This window comes from Herbiconiux flava, from assembly GCF_013409865.1.
GTDB classification, from domain to species: Bacteria; Actinomycetota; Actinomycetes; order Actinomycetales; family Microbacteriaceae; genus Herbiconiux; species Herbiconiux flava.
In genome coordinates, this window is record NZ_JACCBM010000001.1 from 695971 (window position 1) to 711061 (window position 15091).

The 15091-nt window shown below is 70.7% G+C and carries 13 protein-coding genes; 9 read left to right on the forward strand and 4 right to left on the reverse strand.

The features are described 5' to 3' along the window. The first annotated feature begins 56 nt into the window (after positions 1-56). Both BJ984_RS03275 and BJ984_RS03280 read left to right on the forward strand, forming a co-directional pair. Positions 57-1511 carry a DUF6421 family protein gene (locus tag BJ984_RS03275; protein ID WP_179546819.1) on the forward strand — a complete coding sequence of 485 codons (1455 nt, stop codon included), beginning with the start codon at positions 57-59 and terminating at the stop codon, positions 1509-1511. Continuing rightward, positions 1508-2278 (forward strand): SDR family NAD(P)-dependent oxidoreductase, encoded by a 771-nt coding sequence (locus tag BJ984_RS03280; protein WP_271206378.1) that lies wholly within the window; start codon positions 1508-1510, stop codon positions 2276-2278. Before BJ984_RS03275 ends, BJ984_RS03280 begins: the two co-directional genes overlap by 4 nt. A 40-nt stretch (positions 2279-2318) precedes the next feature. Here the strand turns inward: BJ984_RS03280 and BJ984_RS03285 are convergent, their stop codons facing one another. Beyond that, complete coding sequence (locus BJ984_RS03285; RefSeq protein WP_173182186.1) at positions 2319-2456, reverse strand: hypothetical protein; 138 nt, start codon at positions 2454-2456, stop codon at positions 2319-2321. A gap of 214 nt (positions 2457-2670) precedes the next feature. Then, positions 2671-3426 carry an SDR family NAD(P)-dependent oxidoreductase gene (locus tag BJ984_RS03290; RefSeq protein WP_179546820.1) on the reverse strand — a complete coding sequence of 252 codons (756 nt, stop codon included), beginning with the start codon at positions 3424-3426 and terminating at the stop codon, positions 2671-2673. An 86-nt stretch (positions 3427-3512) separates the two neighbouring features. Here BJ984_RS03290 and BJ984_RS03295 point away from each other — a divergent pair, with 86 nt between their 5' ends. The 6 genes from BJ984_RS03295 (at position 3513) to BJ984_RS03320 (ending at position 10346) form a co-directional block, all read left to right on the forward strand. Beyond that, on the forward strand, positions 3513-4235 hold the full coding sequence (locus BJ984_RS03295; RefSeq protein WP_179546821.1) for a TetR/AcrR family transcriptional regulator: 723 nt from the start codon (positions 3513-3515) through the stop codon (positions 4233-4235). A gap of 9 nt (positions 4236-4244) precedes the next feature. After that, entirely contained in the window at positions 4245-5699 is a 1455-nt protein-coding gene (locus BJ984_RS03300) for a sensor histidine kinase (RefSeq protein WP_179546822.1), read from the forward strand. Then, the gene (locus BJ984_RS03305) at positions 5696-6445 is read left to right on the forward strand and encodes a response regulator (RefSeq protein ID WP_179546823.1); all 750 of its coding nucleotides are present in this window, start codon (positions 5696-5698) and stop codon (positions 6443-6445) included. The genes BJ984_RS03300 and BJ984_RS03305 overlap by 4 nt, the downstream gene beginning before the upstream one ends. 201 nt (positions 6446-6646) lie before the next feature. Further along, complete coding sequence (locus BJ984_RS03310; RefSeq protein WP_179546824.1) at positions 6647-8089, forward strand: MFS transporter; 1443 nt, start codon at positions 6647-6649, stop codon at positions 8087-8089. 167 nt (positions 8090-8256) lie between these two features. After that, entirely contained in the window at positions 8257-9153 is an 897-nt protein-coding gene (locus tag BJ984_RS03315; protein ID WP_179546825.1) for an ABC transporter ATP-binding protein, read from the forward strand. Beyond that, the gene (locus BJ984_RS03320; protein ID WP_179546826.1) at positions 9150-10346 is read left to right on the forward strand and encodes an ABC transporter permease; all 1197 of its coding nucleotides are present in this window, start codon (positions 9150-9152) and stop codon (positions 10344-10346) included. Before BJ984_RS03315 ends, BJ984_RS03320 begins: the two co-directional genes overlap by 4 nt. Here BJ984_RS03320 and BJ984_RS03325 read toward each other — a convergent pair. Together BJ984_RS03325 and BJ984_RS03330 are read right to left on the reverse strand one after the other, a co-directional pair. Continuing rightward, complete coding sequence (locus tag BJ984_RS03325; RefSeq protein ID WP_179546827.1) at positions 10336-11349, reverse strand: NAD-dependent epimerase/dehydratase family protein; 1014 nt, start codon at positions 11347-11349, stop codon at positions 10336-10338. The genes BJ984_RS03320 and BJ984_RS03325 overlap by 11 nt on opposite strands. Then, positions 11349-12683, reverse strand: a complete 1335-nt coding sequence (locus BJ984_RS03330; protein WP_179546828.1) for an MFS transporter — start codon at positions 12681-12683, stop codon at positions 11349-11351. The genes BJ984_RS03325 and BJ984_RS03330 overlap by 1 nt, the downstream gene beginning before the upstream one ends. Before the next feature lie 111 nt (positions 12684-12794). Here BJ984_RS03330 and BJ984_RS03335 point away from each other — a divergent pair, with 111 nt between their 5' ends. After that, positions 12795-15083, forward strand: a complete 2289-nt coding sequence (locus tag BJ984_RS03335) for an FAD-dependent oxidoreductase (protein WP_179546829.1) — start codon at positions 12795-12797, stop codon at positions 15081-15083. Positions 15084-15091: the final 8 nt, after the last annotated feature.

The following is a 15091-nucleotide window of genomic DNA, read 5'->3' on the forward strand; positions in this document are numbered from 1 at the left end:
GAAGAGCGGATGCCCTGCGCCTAGGCTCGGGAGAACGACCGATTGGAGGTTCCACCATGTCCGCACGCCCCGTCTCAGCCGTCAGCGCCGACCACCGCACAGCCGAGTCCATCATCGGAGAACCCGAGGTCGTCGAGGACGCCTCCGTCACCACCGACCTCGCTCAGCTGCCCGCCTGGCTGGACCTCAAGGCCGCCGTCGCCGCCCTGCAGCCGCTGCAGGTGAAGGACGGATCGGTTCCCGACCCGGTCGACCACTCCGCCGCCCGCTCGCACGTCGAGACGATCGTCGACGCCGTCGCCGAGCTCGCCCCGCACTTCCCGCACGACGCCGCCTACCTCGATGCCGTGCGCGAGGACTTCGCGCGCTGGGCCGCCTCCGGCTTCGCCGTGCCCGACTTCCTGGCCTCGCTGGTCGCCTTCGCGCCCGCCTCGCACCGGGCCGACGGGGTGCGCCATCTCGTGGTCTTCCCGATGTACACGCAGAACGGCAGCACCGACCGGCACGTCGAGGCGGTGCTGATCGAGGTGCTCTGGCCGTCGTTCATCGCCGAGCTCGAGGCCGGCGAGTACTCGAACGCGCTGTTCCTGCCCATCCGCTTCCTCGACTTCACGGCGGGGTACGACACGAACTCGGCCGTTCTCTTCCCGGAGTCGGTGGCCACGTCGAGCATCCCGGCGTACACCTGGGGCGGCATCTTCGCCGACCGGGAGGCCGCACGGTTCCGCCGCGTGGTGCGGGCGGCGGCCGAGGTCACCCGGCTCGAGCTGCCCGCCGACGCGGCGCGCCTGCTCGACGACCAGGAGCTCACCGAGCGCACCTTCGTGATGTGGGACCTGATCCACGACCGCACGCACATGCGCGGCGACCTGCCGTTCGACCCGTTCATGATCAAGCAGCGGATGCCCTTCTTCCTGTACTCGCTGGAGGAGCTGCGGTGCGACCTCACCGCGTTCCGCGAGGCCGTGAAGATCGAGCGGCGGCTGGCTTCGTCGACCGTCGCCCTGTCGGACGGGGACGCGACGCTGCTCGAGCACGCGAAGCTCGTGCAGTACGCGGTGCTGTTCGACCGCATCTTCCGCTTCGCCATCACCGGCTCGCGCGTGCGCAACTACGACGGGCTCGGCGGGCAGCTGCTGTTCGCCTGGCTGCACCAGCGCGGCGTATTGCATTGGACAGACACCCGCCTCACCATCGACTGGCCCGAGGTCGCCGACGCGGTCACCGCGCTCGGCGACGCGATCGACGAGCTCTACTGGCGCTCGATCGACCGGCCGAAGACGGCCCACTGGCTGGCGGCCTACGAACTGATCACCGCGACCGTCACCCCGAACCCGGCCTCGGTCTGGGCCGAGGGGCCGAAGGCGCTGCCGCTCGACGGGCCGCCGCGCGGGCTCACCGACGCCGTGCTCGACGACGAGTTCCCCCTCTCGATGTTCTACGAGGCTCTCGAGAAGAAGATGCGCGACGTCATCTCCTCGACGGCCGGCCTCACGGGCCGGGACCGGTGACCGCGGCGGGCGGGCCCGGGGTGGCCGGGCGCCGCGTGGTCGTGACGGGCGCGACGAGCGAGTCGGGCGTCGCGGTCTGCGCGGCGCTCGTCGCCGCCGGCGCCGGCGTGGTGGCCGTGGGCTCGAACGCCGAGCGCGTGGCGGCGGTGGCCGGCCGCGTACCGGGCGTGGCCACCGAGGTCTGCGACCTCAGCGACAGCGCCGCGGTCGACGCGTTCGCCCTCCGCCTGCTCGCGACGGAGGCGATCGCGGGTGACACCCCGGTGGCCGCCGGCGGGGTGAGCGAGGCCGGTGGGGCCCGCGGGGTCGACGGGCTGATCCACCTCGTGGGCGGCTGGGTCGGCGGCGCGGGCATCCCGGGGCAGAGCGACGAGGGCTGGGCGGCGATGGAGCGGTCGTTCCGCACCCTGCGCAACACCCTGCGCTCGTTCTACCCGGCACTCGCGGAGTCGCCGGCCGGGCGCACCGCCTTCGTGTCCTCGGTGTCGGTCGCCGCGCCCACCGCATCCGGCGCCGACTACACCGCGGCGAAGGCCGCTTCCGAGTCGTGGATGCGCTCGGTCGCCCAGGGCTTCGCGAAGAGCGCCCCCGACGCCGCGGCGGTCATCTTCGCCGTGCGATCGCTGGTCGACGAGCGGATGCGCGCCGCATCGCCCGAGAAGACCTTCGCCGGGGCGACCGACGTGGGCACCCTCGCCGAGGCGGTCGTCGAGCTGTGGAACGCCCCCGCGGCCGAACTGAACGGGGCACGGCTGGTGCTGCAGTAGCAGCAGCCGTGCATCCGCTCGGCTCGTTCTTCGGGTGGAGCTACTTCTTCTTGACGTTGGTCACGGCGTCGGCCGAGTGGTCGGCCTTGTCGCTCTTGGCCTTCTTGTCGGCGCGCTTCTCTTTGAGGGATCGGGCGGCCGGTTTGGCCACCGCCTTGCGCTGGGTCTTCTCGGCCATGTTCGTTACCTCCATCGCGGGCCACGGGCGGCTCGGTACCCGAAGGGTAGTGCCCCGGGCGGCCCGCCCAGCCCGCCCAGGCGTATTGCCAGCAACCGCCCCGTCGCTCTCATGGGGCTGAGTCGCGCCGAACTGCTGCCGTAGCGGCTGAGTCGCGCCAGAATGCGACGCATTGGCGCGACTCACCGCACGCGCTACTCGCGCGGCTCCAGGACTACTGGGCCGCGTAGCCGCCGTCGACGAGGTGGTAGCTGCCCGAGACGAACGACGCGGCGTCGCTGACGAGGAAGGTCACGAGGGCCGCGACCTCCTCTGAGGTGCCCAGGCGGCCGAGCGCGTGCTTCGCGGCGAGCGCCTGCTGCGCCTCGGCCGAGAGATTCGCGTCGACGAGCGGCGTGTGGATGAACCCGGGGCCGACCGCGTTGACGCGCACGTTCTGCGCGCCGTACTCCAGGGCTGCGTTCTTCGTCAGGCCGACCAGGCCGTGCTTCGCGGTGACGTAGGCCGACGACATCGGGATGCCCACCGAACCGAGCACCGACGCCATGTTCACGACCGCGCCACCGCCGTTCTTCGCCATCGCGGGCAGCTGCGCCTTGAGGCCGTAGAAGACAGCGTTGAGGTTGATCTCGATCACCTTGCGCCAGCTGTCGAGCGAGTAGTCGCCGATGGTGGCGGCTTCCCCGCCGATGCCGGCGTTGTTCACCGCGATGCCGAGCGGAGCGAGCTTCTCGGCGGCCACGACGCTCGCCTCGGCGAACTCGGGGTCGCTGACGTCGCCCACCAGAACCTCGGCGGTGCCGCCCGCAGCGCGGATCTCGTCGACGACCTTCTGGGCCGGCTCCTCGCGCACGTCGCTGACGAGCACCGCGGCTCCGTTCTTCGCGAGTTCGAGCGCGACCGCACGCCCGATGCCCGAGCCGGCTCCCGTCACGATCGCGGATCGTCCGGCGACGTCATATGCAGCCATGATTCTCTTCTTCCTCTGTCTGTGGTGTCGTTATATCCAACGTTTGTCGGATAATTCTATTCCCTTAGGCTTCGAACGGAGGATCCATGGATGCACGTCACAGACGCAGCCGCGCCAAGCTGGCGGATGCGGTGCTGCGCCTGGCCTCGGAGCGGCCGATCGACGAGGTCACGGCGTCCGAGATCGCTGCCGCGGCCGGGGTGAACCGCTCGACGTTCTACGCCCACGCCGCCTCGCCGCTCGCGCTGCTGGAGAGCGTGCTGCGCGATGAGCTCGACGCCCTGCGCGACCGGTATCTCGCCTCGATCCCCGATTCCTCGGTGCCGCGCGCTGCCGCCGCGGAGGCCGTGACCGCGGTGACGCTCGCGGTGCTGGAGAACATCGAGTCGCACGCGGCGATCTACGAGCGCGGGCTGCTGGCCGACGCCGGGGGCGGTCACCGCGGCGAGACGAGTCTGCGGCCGATGCTCGCGGCGCACTTCGAGGAGTCGAGCCGGCAGCTGCTCGCCCAGCACGCGCTCTTCCCCAGCGACGAGGAGGAGGCCGCCGACCCGCTGCTCGCCGCCATGGTCGGCCCCTTCGTCGCCAACGGCAGCGTGGGCGCGATCGCGGCCTGGCTCGCGCAGCCCGAGCCGCGCGACGCGGAGGCCTTCCTCCGCAGCTACCGCCGCCTCGTCCCGCCGTGGTTCCCCCTCGCCCCCCCACTGAGCGCCGCCGGATCGCGTAAAGGCTCCTGCACCTCCTGCTCGTCGTACCCTGCTCTCCACATCCGCCGCGCGAGGGATGGGCGCGGTGCCGCCGCTCGCTAGCGTGGAGGCATGAGTTCAGCATCCGACGACTGGCAGCGGCCCCGCCCCGGCGCGGCCGGCTACCGGCGCGACGCGATCGCTGCAGCGGCGCTGGCTGGGGCGACCTTCCTCAGCTGGCTGCTGTTCTCGAGCGCCATGACCGCCCAGTCGCACGCGCCCTGGTGGGGCGGCGCGATCTTCTCGGTGCTCGTCGCGGGCTCGCTGGCGTTCCGGCGGCGGTGGCCCGAGATTGTGGCGCTCGTGGTCGCCGTCACCTTCGTGGTGGGGCAGTACTCGGGCATCTGGGAGCAGCTGTTCAACAACATCTGCCTGTTCATCGCGCTGTACACGGTGGGCGCCTGGGGGCGCAACCGAACGCTGGCCACGGCGCTGCGCATCCTGATCAGCGTCGGCATGCTGCTCTGGCTGGCCGGCGTGCTGATCTTCCAGGCGCTGAACCCCGACATCGCTCCCGAGGTCTCGCGCGACGGGCCGCTGTCGCAGTTCGCCGCGATCGGGTTGATCCAGATCGTCACGAACCTGCTGTACTTCGGCGGCGCCTACGTCTTCGGCAACGCCGCCTGGGCCTCGGCCCGGCAGCGCGAGGCCCTCGAACAGCGCACCCTCGAGCTCGAGCGTGAGCGCGAGGTCAGCAGCCGCCAGGCGGTCGAGCTCGAGCGCTCGCGCATCGCCCGCGAGCTGCACGACGTCGTGGCGCACCACGTCTCGGTGATGGGGCTGCAGGCGGGGGCCGCGCGCCGCGTGCTCGAACGCGGCCCGGCGGGTGCCGCCGTCGACCCTAGGGCGGTGCAGGCGCTGTCGGTGATCGAGGAGAACGGCCGTGAGGCGGTCGACGAACTGCAGCGGATGCTCGGTGCCCTCCGCGAGCGCGGCGACGACCCCTCGACCACCGCCTCCACCCGCGGCATCGCGCAGCTCGACGAGCTCGTCGACGAGGCCCGCGCGGCGGGGCTGCCCGTGACCTTCTCCACCGTCGGAGCCGAGCGACCCGTGCCCACGGCCATCGGTCTCACCGTCTACCGCCTGGCTCAGGAGTCGCTCACCAACGTGCGGAAGCACGCCGGCCCCCGCGCCACGGCCGACGTGCGCCTGCGGTTCCTGGCCGACGCGGTCGAGCTGGAGGTCAGCGACACGGGAGCCGGTGCCGGGGCGTCGTCGCCGGGCGGGCCCGCCGGAGGCACAGGGGGTGCCCACCTCGGTCAGATCGGCATGCGCGAGCGCGTGGCAGCCGCCGGTGGTGAGCTCGAGCTCGGCCCGAAGCCCCGCGGCGGCTACCGGGTGCGCGCCCGTCTGCCGCTCAGCCCCAGCGCGCCCGGCCCTGCCGCCGGCACCGAGGCCCGCGCCGGCTCCGAGGCCCCCGCCGGCTTCGAGGCCCCCGCCGGAACCGGCGCCACCGCGGGCACCGGCGCCCCTGCGGGCACCGGCGCCACCGCCGGTGCCGACACGCCGAAGGAGACCGCATGACCACCCCGATCCGCGTGCTGCTCGCCGACGACCAGGATCTGGTGCGCGTCGGCCTCCGCATCATCCTCGAGTCCGAGGACGGCATCGAGGTCGTCGGCGAGGCCCGCAACGGCCGCGAGGCCGTGGCCCTCGGCCTCGAGCTCGCCCCCGACGTCATCTGCATGGACGTGCAGATGCCCGAGCTGGACGGGTTGGAGGCCACGAGGCAGCTGATCGCCCACGGCACGGCGGCAGGCATCCTGATCCTCACCACCTTCGACCGCGACGACTACCTGTTCGCCGCCCTCGAGGCCGGTGCCAGCGGGTTCGTGCTGAAGAACTCCTCGCCCGAGAGCCTCGTCGACGCGGTGCAGGTGGTGGCGCGCGGCGACGCCCTCCTCTCGCCTGACGTCACCCGCCGCGTGATCGAGAGCTTCGCCCGCCGCCGCGGAGCGCCCACGCCCGCGCCGGCGGGCGCCGGACACGCAGCACGCACCGGAGAGACAAAGCCCGCCGAAGAAACAGCGACCACGCCGACCCTCACTCCCGCCCCCGAGCTCGACGCCCTCACCGACCGCGAGCGCGAGGTGCTCGGCCTCCTCGCCGCCGGCCGCTCGAACGCCGAGATCGCCCGCGAGCTCTACCTCGGCGAGGCCACCGTGAAGACCCACGTCTCCAAGATCCTGCAGAAGCTGGGCCTCCGCGACCGCATCCAGGCCGTCGTCTTCGCCTACGAGACGGGGGTCGCGGTACCCGGCCGGCCCTGACAACAGCGGCGCAGAACGGAAAACAGTGCGCAAACTGCAACTCCGGCGTACGTTCTGTCTCGCCGCCGGCGTCGCTCGCATCCGCATCCGCATCCGCCCGCAGAACGTCCGGCCTGACGGAGGTGAACTGTGGCTGCGAAGACAGATGCTGCGGGAGGAACGCCCGCATCGAAGGCCGTGAGGAGCCTGGTCCCGGCCAGGATGGACCGCCTGCCCTGGACGAGGTTCCACTGGATGGTCGTGTTCGGCCTGGGGGTCTCGTGGATCCTCGACGGCCTCGAGATCCAGATCATCGCCTCGAACGGCTTCCAGGAGACGCTCGGCATGGACTCCTCGCAGGTGGGCCTGGCCGGCACCATCTACCTCGTGGGCCAGGTGGTCGGAGCGCTCGTGTTCGGGCGATTGAGTGACAAATGGGGCCGCAAGAAGCTCTTCATCATCACCCTCGCGATCTACCTCGTCGGATCGGCGCTCGCCGGCCTGAGCCCGAACATGGAGTTCCTGTTCGCGATGCGCTTCGTCGCCGGTCTCGGCATCGGCGGCGAGTACGCGGCGATCAACTCGGCGATCGACGAGCTCATCCCGAGCCACTACCGCGGCCGCGTCGACATCGCGATCAACGGCACCTACTGGGGCGGTGCCGCCCTCGGTTCGGTGGCCAACCTGTTCTTCCTGAACCCCGACAACTTCGCCGAGAACATCGGCTGGCGGCTGGCGTTCTTCATCGGCCCGGTGGTCGGTCTGATCATGATCTACATGCGCCGGCACATCCCCGAGAGCCCGCGCTGGCTGATGACCCACGGCAAGGAGGACGTCGCCGAGAAGACCGTCGACGACATCGAGGCCCAGGTCGAGAAGTCGACGGGCAAGAAGCTCGACCCGGTGCCCGAGGACCAGTCCATCGAGGTCACGCCGCTCGACCGCATCCCGTTCAAGAAGATCGCCAGCGTGCTCATCCGCGACTACCCGAACCGCACGGTCGTGGGCCTGACCATGATGATCACGCAGTCGTTCCTCTACAACGCGATCTTCTTCACCTACGCCCTGGCGCTGCAGAACTTCTACGGCGTCGAGAACGACGCGGTGCAGTACTTCTTCTTCCCGTTCGCCATCGGCAACCTGCTCGGCCCGCTCGTGCTCGGGCACCTGTTCGACACCTGGGGCCGGCGCAAGATGATCCTGCTCACCTACGGGCTGGCCGGCATCATCCTGACGATCTCGGGTTTCCTGTTCCAGGCCGACGTGCTGAACGCCACCACGCAGACGATCTTCTGGTGCGTGTCGTTCTTCTTCGCCAGTGCCGGAGCCTCGTCGGCCTACCTGACCGTCAGCGAGCTGTTCCCGCTCGAGATGCGCTCGCAGGTGATCTCGTACTTCTTCTCGATCGGCCAGATCGTCGGCGCCGTCGCCCCCGTGCTCTTCGGCACCCTGATCGGTGACGGCTCCGACCGCGGCCCCATCTCGATCGGCTACATCGGAGCCGGCATCGTGATGATCGCCGGCGGCATCGTGGCCTTCGTCTTCGGGGTGAACGCCGAACGCAAACCGCTCGAGGCGATCACGAGTCCGCTCTCCGCCGTCAACCCCGGCAAGGTGAAGGTCGAGGGCGAGCGCACGACCCGCGAGCGCGCCGCCCGAAAGTAGCGCGCGACGACACGAGGGCGGGGTGGGTTCAGGATGCCCGCCCCGCCCTCCGCCGTGCGGCGGACCCCTCCGCGCCGAGACCCGTCTCGCGGCTGATCCGCCGCCGCGCATCCGCTCGTTAGCGTGAGAGCAGCGCGGCACCTCGCGGCGCGGGAGCGGAGGGCAGCATGCTCGAGATCGAGAACGTGAGCCGGTCGTTCGGCCAGAACCGTGTGCTCGACGGCGTGAGCTTCACGGTCGGCGACGGGCGCATGACCGGCTTCGTCGGCGGCAACGGAGCCGGCAAGACCACGACGATGCGCATCATCCTCGGGGTGCTCGCGAGCGACACGGGCACCATCACCCTCGACGGCACGCGGCTCACGCCCGCCGATCGCGCCCTGTTCGGCTACATGCCCGAGGAGCGCGGCCTCTACCCCAAGATGAAGGTCGCCGAGCAGATCGTGTACCTCGGAAGGCTGCACGGCATGACATCCGCCGCGGCCGCCGCCAGCACCGCCGACCTGCTCGACCGCCTCGGCCTCGGCGACCGCGCGAACGCCACCGTCGAGAGCCTCTCGCTCGGCAACCAGCAGCGCGCCCAGATCGCCGCCGCCCTCGTGCACGACCCCAGCGTGCTCGTGCTCGACGAGCCCTTCTCGGGCCTCGACCCGATGGCCGTCGAGACCGTGCAGACCGTGCTCACCGAGCACGCGGCGACCGGGGTGCCCGTGCTGTTCTCCTCGCACCAGCTCGACATCGTGGAGCGCATCTGCGACGACCTCGTGGTGATCGCGAACGGCACCATCCGCGCGCAGGGTTCTCGGGAGGAGCTGCGGTCGCAGCACTCCGAGGCCCGCTACGAGATCGACCTGACGCACGACGCCGGCTGGGTGCGCGAGATGCCGGGCGTGCGCGTGGTCGAGCTCGACGGCGACTACGCCGTGTTCGAGGTCGAGCGCGGGGGGCAGGGCCAGGATGCGGCCCAGGCCGTGCTGCGGCGCGCCCTCGAGACCGGCCCGGTGCGCCGCTTCGCCCCCGTTCTGCCCACCCTGTCCCAGATCTTCAAGGAGGTCGTGCGATGAGCGCCGACGCCCGCACCGCTCGCCCCGCCCGCACCTCGCGCCCCACCCGCCCCGCCGCCCTCTCGGCCGTGCAGGGCACCCGCCTCGTCGCCGCCCGCGAGATCTCGATGCGGCTGCGCAGCAAGGCGTTCCTGATCTCCACGGGCATCCTGCTCGTCGTCGTGCTCGGCTCGATCGTCGCGAGCGGCATCTTCGCAGCGAACGCCGGAGCGCCGAAGGTCGCCGTCGTGCCACAGACCGCCCCACTCGTGTCCGGCCTCGACGACCGCCTCGACATCACCCAGGCCGCCACGGTCGCGGATGCCGAGCAGCTCGTGCGCGACGGCGACGTCGAGGCGGCGATCGTGCTGCCCGGCACGGTCGAGGGAGCGACCCCGGCGCCCACGGCGACCGGCACCACCGGCACGCCCGGAGGCCCCGAGGCCGCCTACGAGGTGCTCGCCCTGAGCGACACCCCCACCAGCGTGGTCTCGCTGCTCAGCCTCGCACCCCCCGTGCAGCTCCTCGAACCGGGCGATTCCGACGGCTTCCTCGCCTACGTCGTCGGCATCGCGTTCGGCATCGTGTTCTTCATGGCCGCCGTCACCTTCGGCTCGACGATCGCGCAGAGCGTCGTCGAGGAGAAGCAGACCCGGGTCGTCGAGATCCTGCTCTCGACGATCAACGCCCGCGAACTGCTGGCCGGCAAGGTGATCGGCAACAGCGTGCTCGCCTTCGGCCAGACCGCCCTGATCGGTCTCGCGGCCGTGCTCGGACTCGCGATAACCGGCCAGTCGGGGCTGCTCGGCCTCCTCGGCCCCGCGATCGCGTGGTTCGTGGTTTTCTTCGTCTTCGGCTTCGTGCTGATCGCCGCGATGTACTCGGCGAGCGCCGCGCTCGTCTCCCGCCAGGAGGACGTCGGTTCGGTCACCTCGCCCGTCACCACTCTGGTGATGCTGCCGTACTTCCTCGTCATCTTCTTCAACTCGAACGAGGCGGTCATGGCCGTGATGTCGTACGTGCCCTTCTCGGCACCGATCGGCATGCCGCTGCGGCTGTTCCTCGGCGACGCCGAGTGGTGGGAGCCGCTCGTCTCGCTCGTCATCCTGCTGGCCACCACCGCGGTCGTCGTGGTGATCGGCTCGCGCATCTACGCGAACTCGCTGCTCCGCACGGGCCCCCGCGTGAAGCTCGCCGACGCCCTCAAGGGCTGACGCCGGGGCCGGTGGGCGGCGACGCCAGGCGCGCCTCCCGCGCCTCCACCGCCGCCAGCACCAGCTCCTCCTCGCCGAGGAGCGGAGCGAAGCCCAGCAGCTCGCGCGCCCGGGCGTTCGAGGTGCGGTAGCTCGGAGCGCTGACGGGGAGCGTCACGTCGACGGTGCGCAGGCCCGCCGCCACCGCCAGGCGCCGGGCGAACGCGCCGAGGTCGGTCGGCGCATCCGGACCGAGCCCGATCACCTCGTGCCCCGTCGTCGACGCTTCAAGCGCCAGCACCACCCCGCGGGCGAGGTCGGCCGTGGCCAGGATGCCCATCTGCACCGGCTCGCCGTCGGCGCGCGAAGCCACCAGGAGCGTGGAGTCGTCACCGGCGAACGGCTCGAGCGCATCGGCGACCTCGTGATGACCGGCTGCGCGCTCCCTCGTGAGGCGCCGGCTGGCGAAGAACCGCGGGCCCGAGAAGAACGAGTCGGGGTCGAGCAGCTCCGCCGGATCCTGCGTGTGCGAGAACCGCAGCACCACCGTCGCCCAGCCGCTCGCCCGGCCAGCGAAAGCGGTGATCTCCTCGGCCAGCACCTTGCTCAAGCCGTACCAGGTGGTGGGGCGCCGCGGATGGTGCTCGTCGAGGGGCTGATACACCGGCGCGTTCTCGGGATACACCTCCCCGGTGCTGGCGAGCACGAATCGGCGGACGGACGACCGGTCCAGCGCCCGGACGAGACGCTGCGTCGCGGTCGCGTTCGCGTCGTACACGCGCGACGCGTCCTCCGGTCGCCATGACATGAACGCCCCGAGATGGGCGACCGCCTCGAGGCCGGCCAGACGCGGATCCTGCGGGGGCAGCTCGGCGAGGTCGCCGACTAGGTAGTCGACCCCGGGCACGGGGGTCGCGGGTGCCACGAGGTCGAGGCCGAGCACGTGATGCCCGCGTTCGACGAGCAGCGCAGCCACAGCCCGTCCGACACGACCCGAGGCCCCCGTCACGGCGATCCTGCTCATCATGCCTCCGATCGCAGCGGCAGCTTCGCGGTCTCCCGGGCGCGAAGCACCACCACGAGGCTGATGGCCGCAGCCGCCATCACGTAGAAGGCGGGCGCGAACGAGTTGCCGGTCGCGCCGATCAGGAAGGTGGCGAGCAGGGGCGTGATGCCGCCGAACACCGCCACCGAGAGGTTGTAGGCGATCGCCATCGAGCCGTAGCGGATGTTCGTGGGGAACAATTCGGCCATGGCCGCGCTCGACGCGCCGTCGTAGGCGGCCATGAATATGCCGAGCAGAATCATCGCGACCGTCGCTCCGAGGAAGTTGCCCCCGCTCATCAGCATGAGTGCCGGGTAGGTGAGCAGGATGAAGCCCACGCAGCCAGCGATCATCACCGGCTTCCGGCCGATGCGGTCGCTGAGGAGCCCCATGAACGGCACGAGCACGGCGATCACGAGCAGACCGATCACGGTCGCCGCGTAGCTCAGCGGCTGAGAGAACCCGAGGGTGGTCTGCAGGTACGACGGCATGAACGTCTGCAGGATCCAGTGGCCCACCGCCTTGATCACGACGAAGCCCACACAGAACAGCAGCGCGCGCCACGAGGTGCGCAACGACGTGCGCAGGGGCGACTTGGCCACCTCGCCCTTCTGCTTCACGGCCTGGAACTCCGGGGTGTCCTCGAGTTTCAGCCGCAGGTAGACCCCGACCAGGCCGAGCGGCAGGGCGAGCAGGAACAGCACACGCCAGCCCCACTCGTTCAATGCGTCGGATCCGAGGGTGGCGGTGAAGAGCAGCACGAGCCCCGCCCCCACCACGAACGCGGCGAAGCCGAACACGTCGACGAAGCTCGTCACGAAGCCACGTCGGTTCGAGGGCGCGTACTCGGCGAGCAGAGTGGTGGCACCCGAGCTCTCGCCGCCGGCGGCGAAGCCCTGCACGAGTCGCACGAGCACCAGCAGGAGCGGCGCCCAGATGCCGATCATGCCGTAGGTCGGCAGGATGCCCATCACCACGGTCGCTCCCGAGGTGACGAGGATGACCGTCGCCAGAGTGGACTTGCGGCCGACTCGATCTCCGAGCGAGCCCCAGAACAGGCCCCCCAGCGGGCGCATCACGAAGCCGGCGCCGAACACCGCGAAGGCGGAGAGAAGAGCCGCTTGAGGATCGCCCTGCTGGAAGAAGTTGAGGCTGATCACCGTCGCGAGCGTGCCGTAGAGGCCGAAGTCGAACCACTCGACGAAGTGGCCGGTGCCGGCGGCGAGGATGACCTTGCGGACCCGGCGAGCCCGAGAGGCGTCGTCGAGCGGTGCCGGGTCGGCGACCGCGACCGGGCTTGAGGAATCTGTCATGCGTGTCTCCCACGTCATTGTCGGGGTTGGAGCGGCTGATCACCACTGATTGCGAGCACGTTACCACTGAGCGGTATATAAGCACCACTGGGTGATACAGTCGCTCTCACCATGCAGAAGCGAACCATCTCTAGCGACATCGTCGTCGTGGGCGGAGGACTGGCCGGTGTATCGGCCGCCGTCGCCGCGGCACGGCTGGGCGCATCCGTCTCCCTGATCAGCAACAGGCCCGTCCTCGGCGGCAACTCCTCGAGCGAGGTGCGCGTGTGGGTGGTCGGCGCCACCGCACACGGACACCAGCGCTTCGCCCGCGAGACGGGCATCATGGGTGAGCTCTTCCTCGAGAACCAGTACCGCAACCCCGAGGGCAACCCCTACTACTGGGATCAGGTGGTGCTCGATCTCGTGCGCGCGGAACCGAACCTCACCCTGCACCTGAACACCGACGTGCGTGAGATCCGGATGCACGAACCCGCCGGCACCGAGGAGCCCGCCGCCATCGCGTCCGTCACAGGCTGGACCATGGGCAGCGAGATCGAGACCACCTTCGAGGCCCCGATCTTCCTCGACTGCACCGGCGACGGACTCGTGGGCCACCTCGCCGGTGCGCCGTACCGCATCGGCCGTGAAGCCCGCCACGAGCACGGCGAGAGCTGGGCGCCCGAGGAGGCAGACGGCGAGCTGCTCGGCAATTCGATCTTCTTCTACACGAAGGACACCGGGCGGCCGTCGAAGTACGTCGCGCCCAGCATCGCGAAGGACATCGCGGCCACACCGATCCTGCGCAACCGAGTCATCCGCACGGGTGACAACGGCTGCGACTACTGGTGGATCGAATGGGGCGGCGAGCTCGACACCGTCTCCGACAACGAACGGATCCGCGACGAACTGTGGTCGGTGGTCTTCGGCATCTGGGACCACGTGAAGAACTCGGGCGACTTCGACGCCGACACGCTCAGCCTGGAGTGGGTGGGTTCGGTGCCCGGCAAGCGCGAGTACCGACGGTTCGTGGGTGACTACACCCTCACTCAGAACGACATCGTCGAGCAGCGGGAGTTCGACGACGCGGTGGCGTTCGGCGGCTGGTCGATCGACCTGCACCCGGTGCAGGGCGTGTACTCCGAGACGGCGGGTGCCGAGCAGCGCCACCCGGCCGGCACCTACGGCATCCCGTACCGCTCGCTCTACTCCGCCACGGTGCCGAACCTGCTGTTCGCCGGCCGCGACATCTCGGCCTCGCACATCGCCTTCGGGTCGACACGGGTGATGGCCACGTGCTCCACGCTCGGCCAGGCGGCCGGCACCGCGGCGGCGCTCGCGGTGTCCCTCGGCGTGACGCCCCGCGAACTCGGCGCGCACCACCTCGACCGTCTGCGGCAGACCCTGGCCCGGGAGGACGCCCCGGTCGTGGGTCTTCGCGCCGACGACCCCGACGACCTCGCACCGTCGGCGACGATCACCGCCTCGAACGCCCTGACCACGCTCGGCGCCTCGTCGGAAGCGGGCTTCGAGCCCTACCCCCTCACGCGGGACGTGGGACTGCTGCTGCCCGTCGACCCCGCCCTCGACTCCGTGACCTTCGAGCTCGACAGCGAGCACGACACCGAGGTGACCATGGAACTCTGGGGAACCGGGCGACCGCAGAACTACGTCCCCCTCGACCACGTGCTCACCCGCACCGTGCCGGTCGCCGCGGGGTCGGGCACGGCTACCGCCCGATTCGACTGGCACCCCTCGACACCGCAGAACGCGGTGATCGTGCTGCGCGCAGCACCCGGCGTCTCGGCCCGACTGGTCGGCGAGCGCCCCTACGGCGTGCTCGCCCTCGAGCACCGGCTCGCCGGCGACCTGCCTTTCGACGAGCACATCCCGGAGGCGGCGGGCGACCCCGTGCTCGACTGGGTCGCCCGTGGGCTCCGCCACCGCGGCTTCGCGTTCTCAGCGACTCCGGCCACGCACGCGTATCGGCCGGAACGGATCACCGACGGCCTGCAACGCCCCTACGGTGGGCCCCACCTCTGGGCGACGCCGTCGACGGCCCCCGGACTGGCGTCGCCGGAGCACGTGCAGCTCACGTGGGCGCATCCGGTGACCATCGCCTCGGTGCGGCTCGTGTTCAACGACGACGTCGACGAGGACCTGATCAACCTGCACCACCACCGCACCGACTTCGACGTGGTCCCCGAGCTCGTCACCGACTACCGGCTCGAGGCCTGCATCGACGGCGCCTGGCAGACGCTCGCCGAGGTGACGGGCAACCGGCAGCGTCACCGGGTGCACCACGTCGGCCCGGTGACGACGGATGCGCTGCGACTCGTCTGCCTTGCGACGGGAGGAGCGGCGTACGCCTCGGTGAGCGCCGTGAAGGCCTACCCGGTCGCCGTCGGCCGGGAGCGATAGAGTTCCCG

Excerpts from the sequence above, each read along its gene's own strand:
- BJ984_RS03275 (WP_179546819.1), top strand. The coding sequence starts at position 57 with ATGTCCGCACGCCCCGTCTCAGCCGTCAGCGCCGACCACCGCACAGCC.
- BJ984_RS03285 (WP_173182186.1), bottom strand. The coding sequence starts at position 2,456 with ATGGCCGAGAAGACCCAGCGCAAGGCGGTGGCCAAACCGGCCGCCCGA.
- BJ984_RS03290 (WP_179546820.1), bottom strand. The coding sequence starts at position 3,426 with ATGGCTGCATATGACGTCGCCGGACGATCCGCGATCGTGACGGGAGCC.
- BJ984_RS03295 (WP_179546821.1), top strand. The coding sequence starts at position 3,513 with ATGGATGCACGTCACAGACGCAGCCGCGCCAAGCTGGCGGATGCGGTG.
- BJ984_RS03300 (WP_179546822.1), top strand. The coding sequence starts at position 4,245 with ATGAGTTCAGCATCCGACGACTGGCAGCGGCCCCGCCCCGGCGCGGCC.
- BJ984_RS03305 (WP_179546823.1), top strand. The coding sequence starts at position 5,696 with ATGACCACCCCGATCCGCGTGCTGCTCGCCGACGACCAGGATCTGGTG.
- BJ984_RS03310 (WP_179546824.1), top strand. The coding sequence starts at position 6,647 with ATGGACCGCCTGCCCTGGACGAGGTTCCACTGGATGGTCGTGTTCGGC.
- BJ984_RS03315 (WP_179546825.1), top strand. The coding sequence starts at position 8,257 with ATGCTCGAGATCGAGAACGTGAGCCGGTCGTTCGGCCAGAACCGTGTG.
- BJ984_RS03320 (WP_179546826.1), top strand. The coding sequence starts at position 9,150 with ATGAGCGCCGACGCCCGCACCGCTCGCCCCGCCCGCACCTCGCGCCCC.
- BJ984_RS03325 (WP_179546827.1), bottom strand. The coding sequence starts at position 11,349 with ATGAGCAGGATCGCCGTGACGGGGGCCTCGGGTCGTGTCGGACGGGCT.
- BJ984_RS03330 (WP_179546828.1), bottom strand. The coding sequence starts at position 12,683 with ATGACAGATTCCTCAAGCCCGGTCGCGGTCGCCGACCCGGCACCGCTC.
- BJ984_RS03335 (WP_179546829.1), top strand. The coding sequence starts at position 12,795 with ATGCAGAAGCGAACCATCTCTAGCGACATCGTCGTCGTGGGCGGAGGA.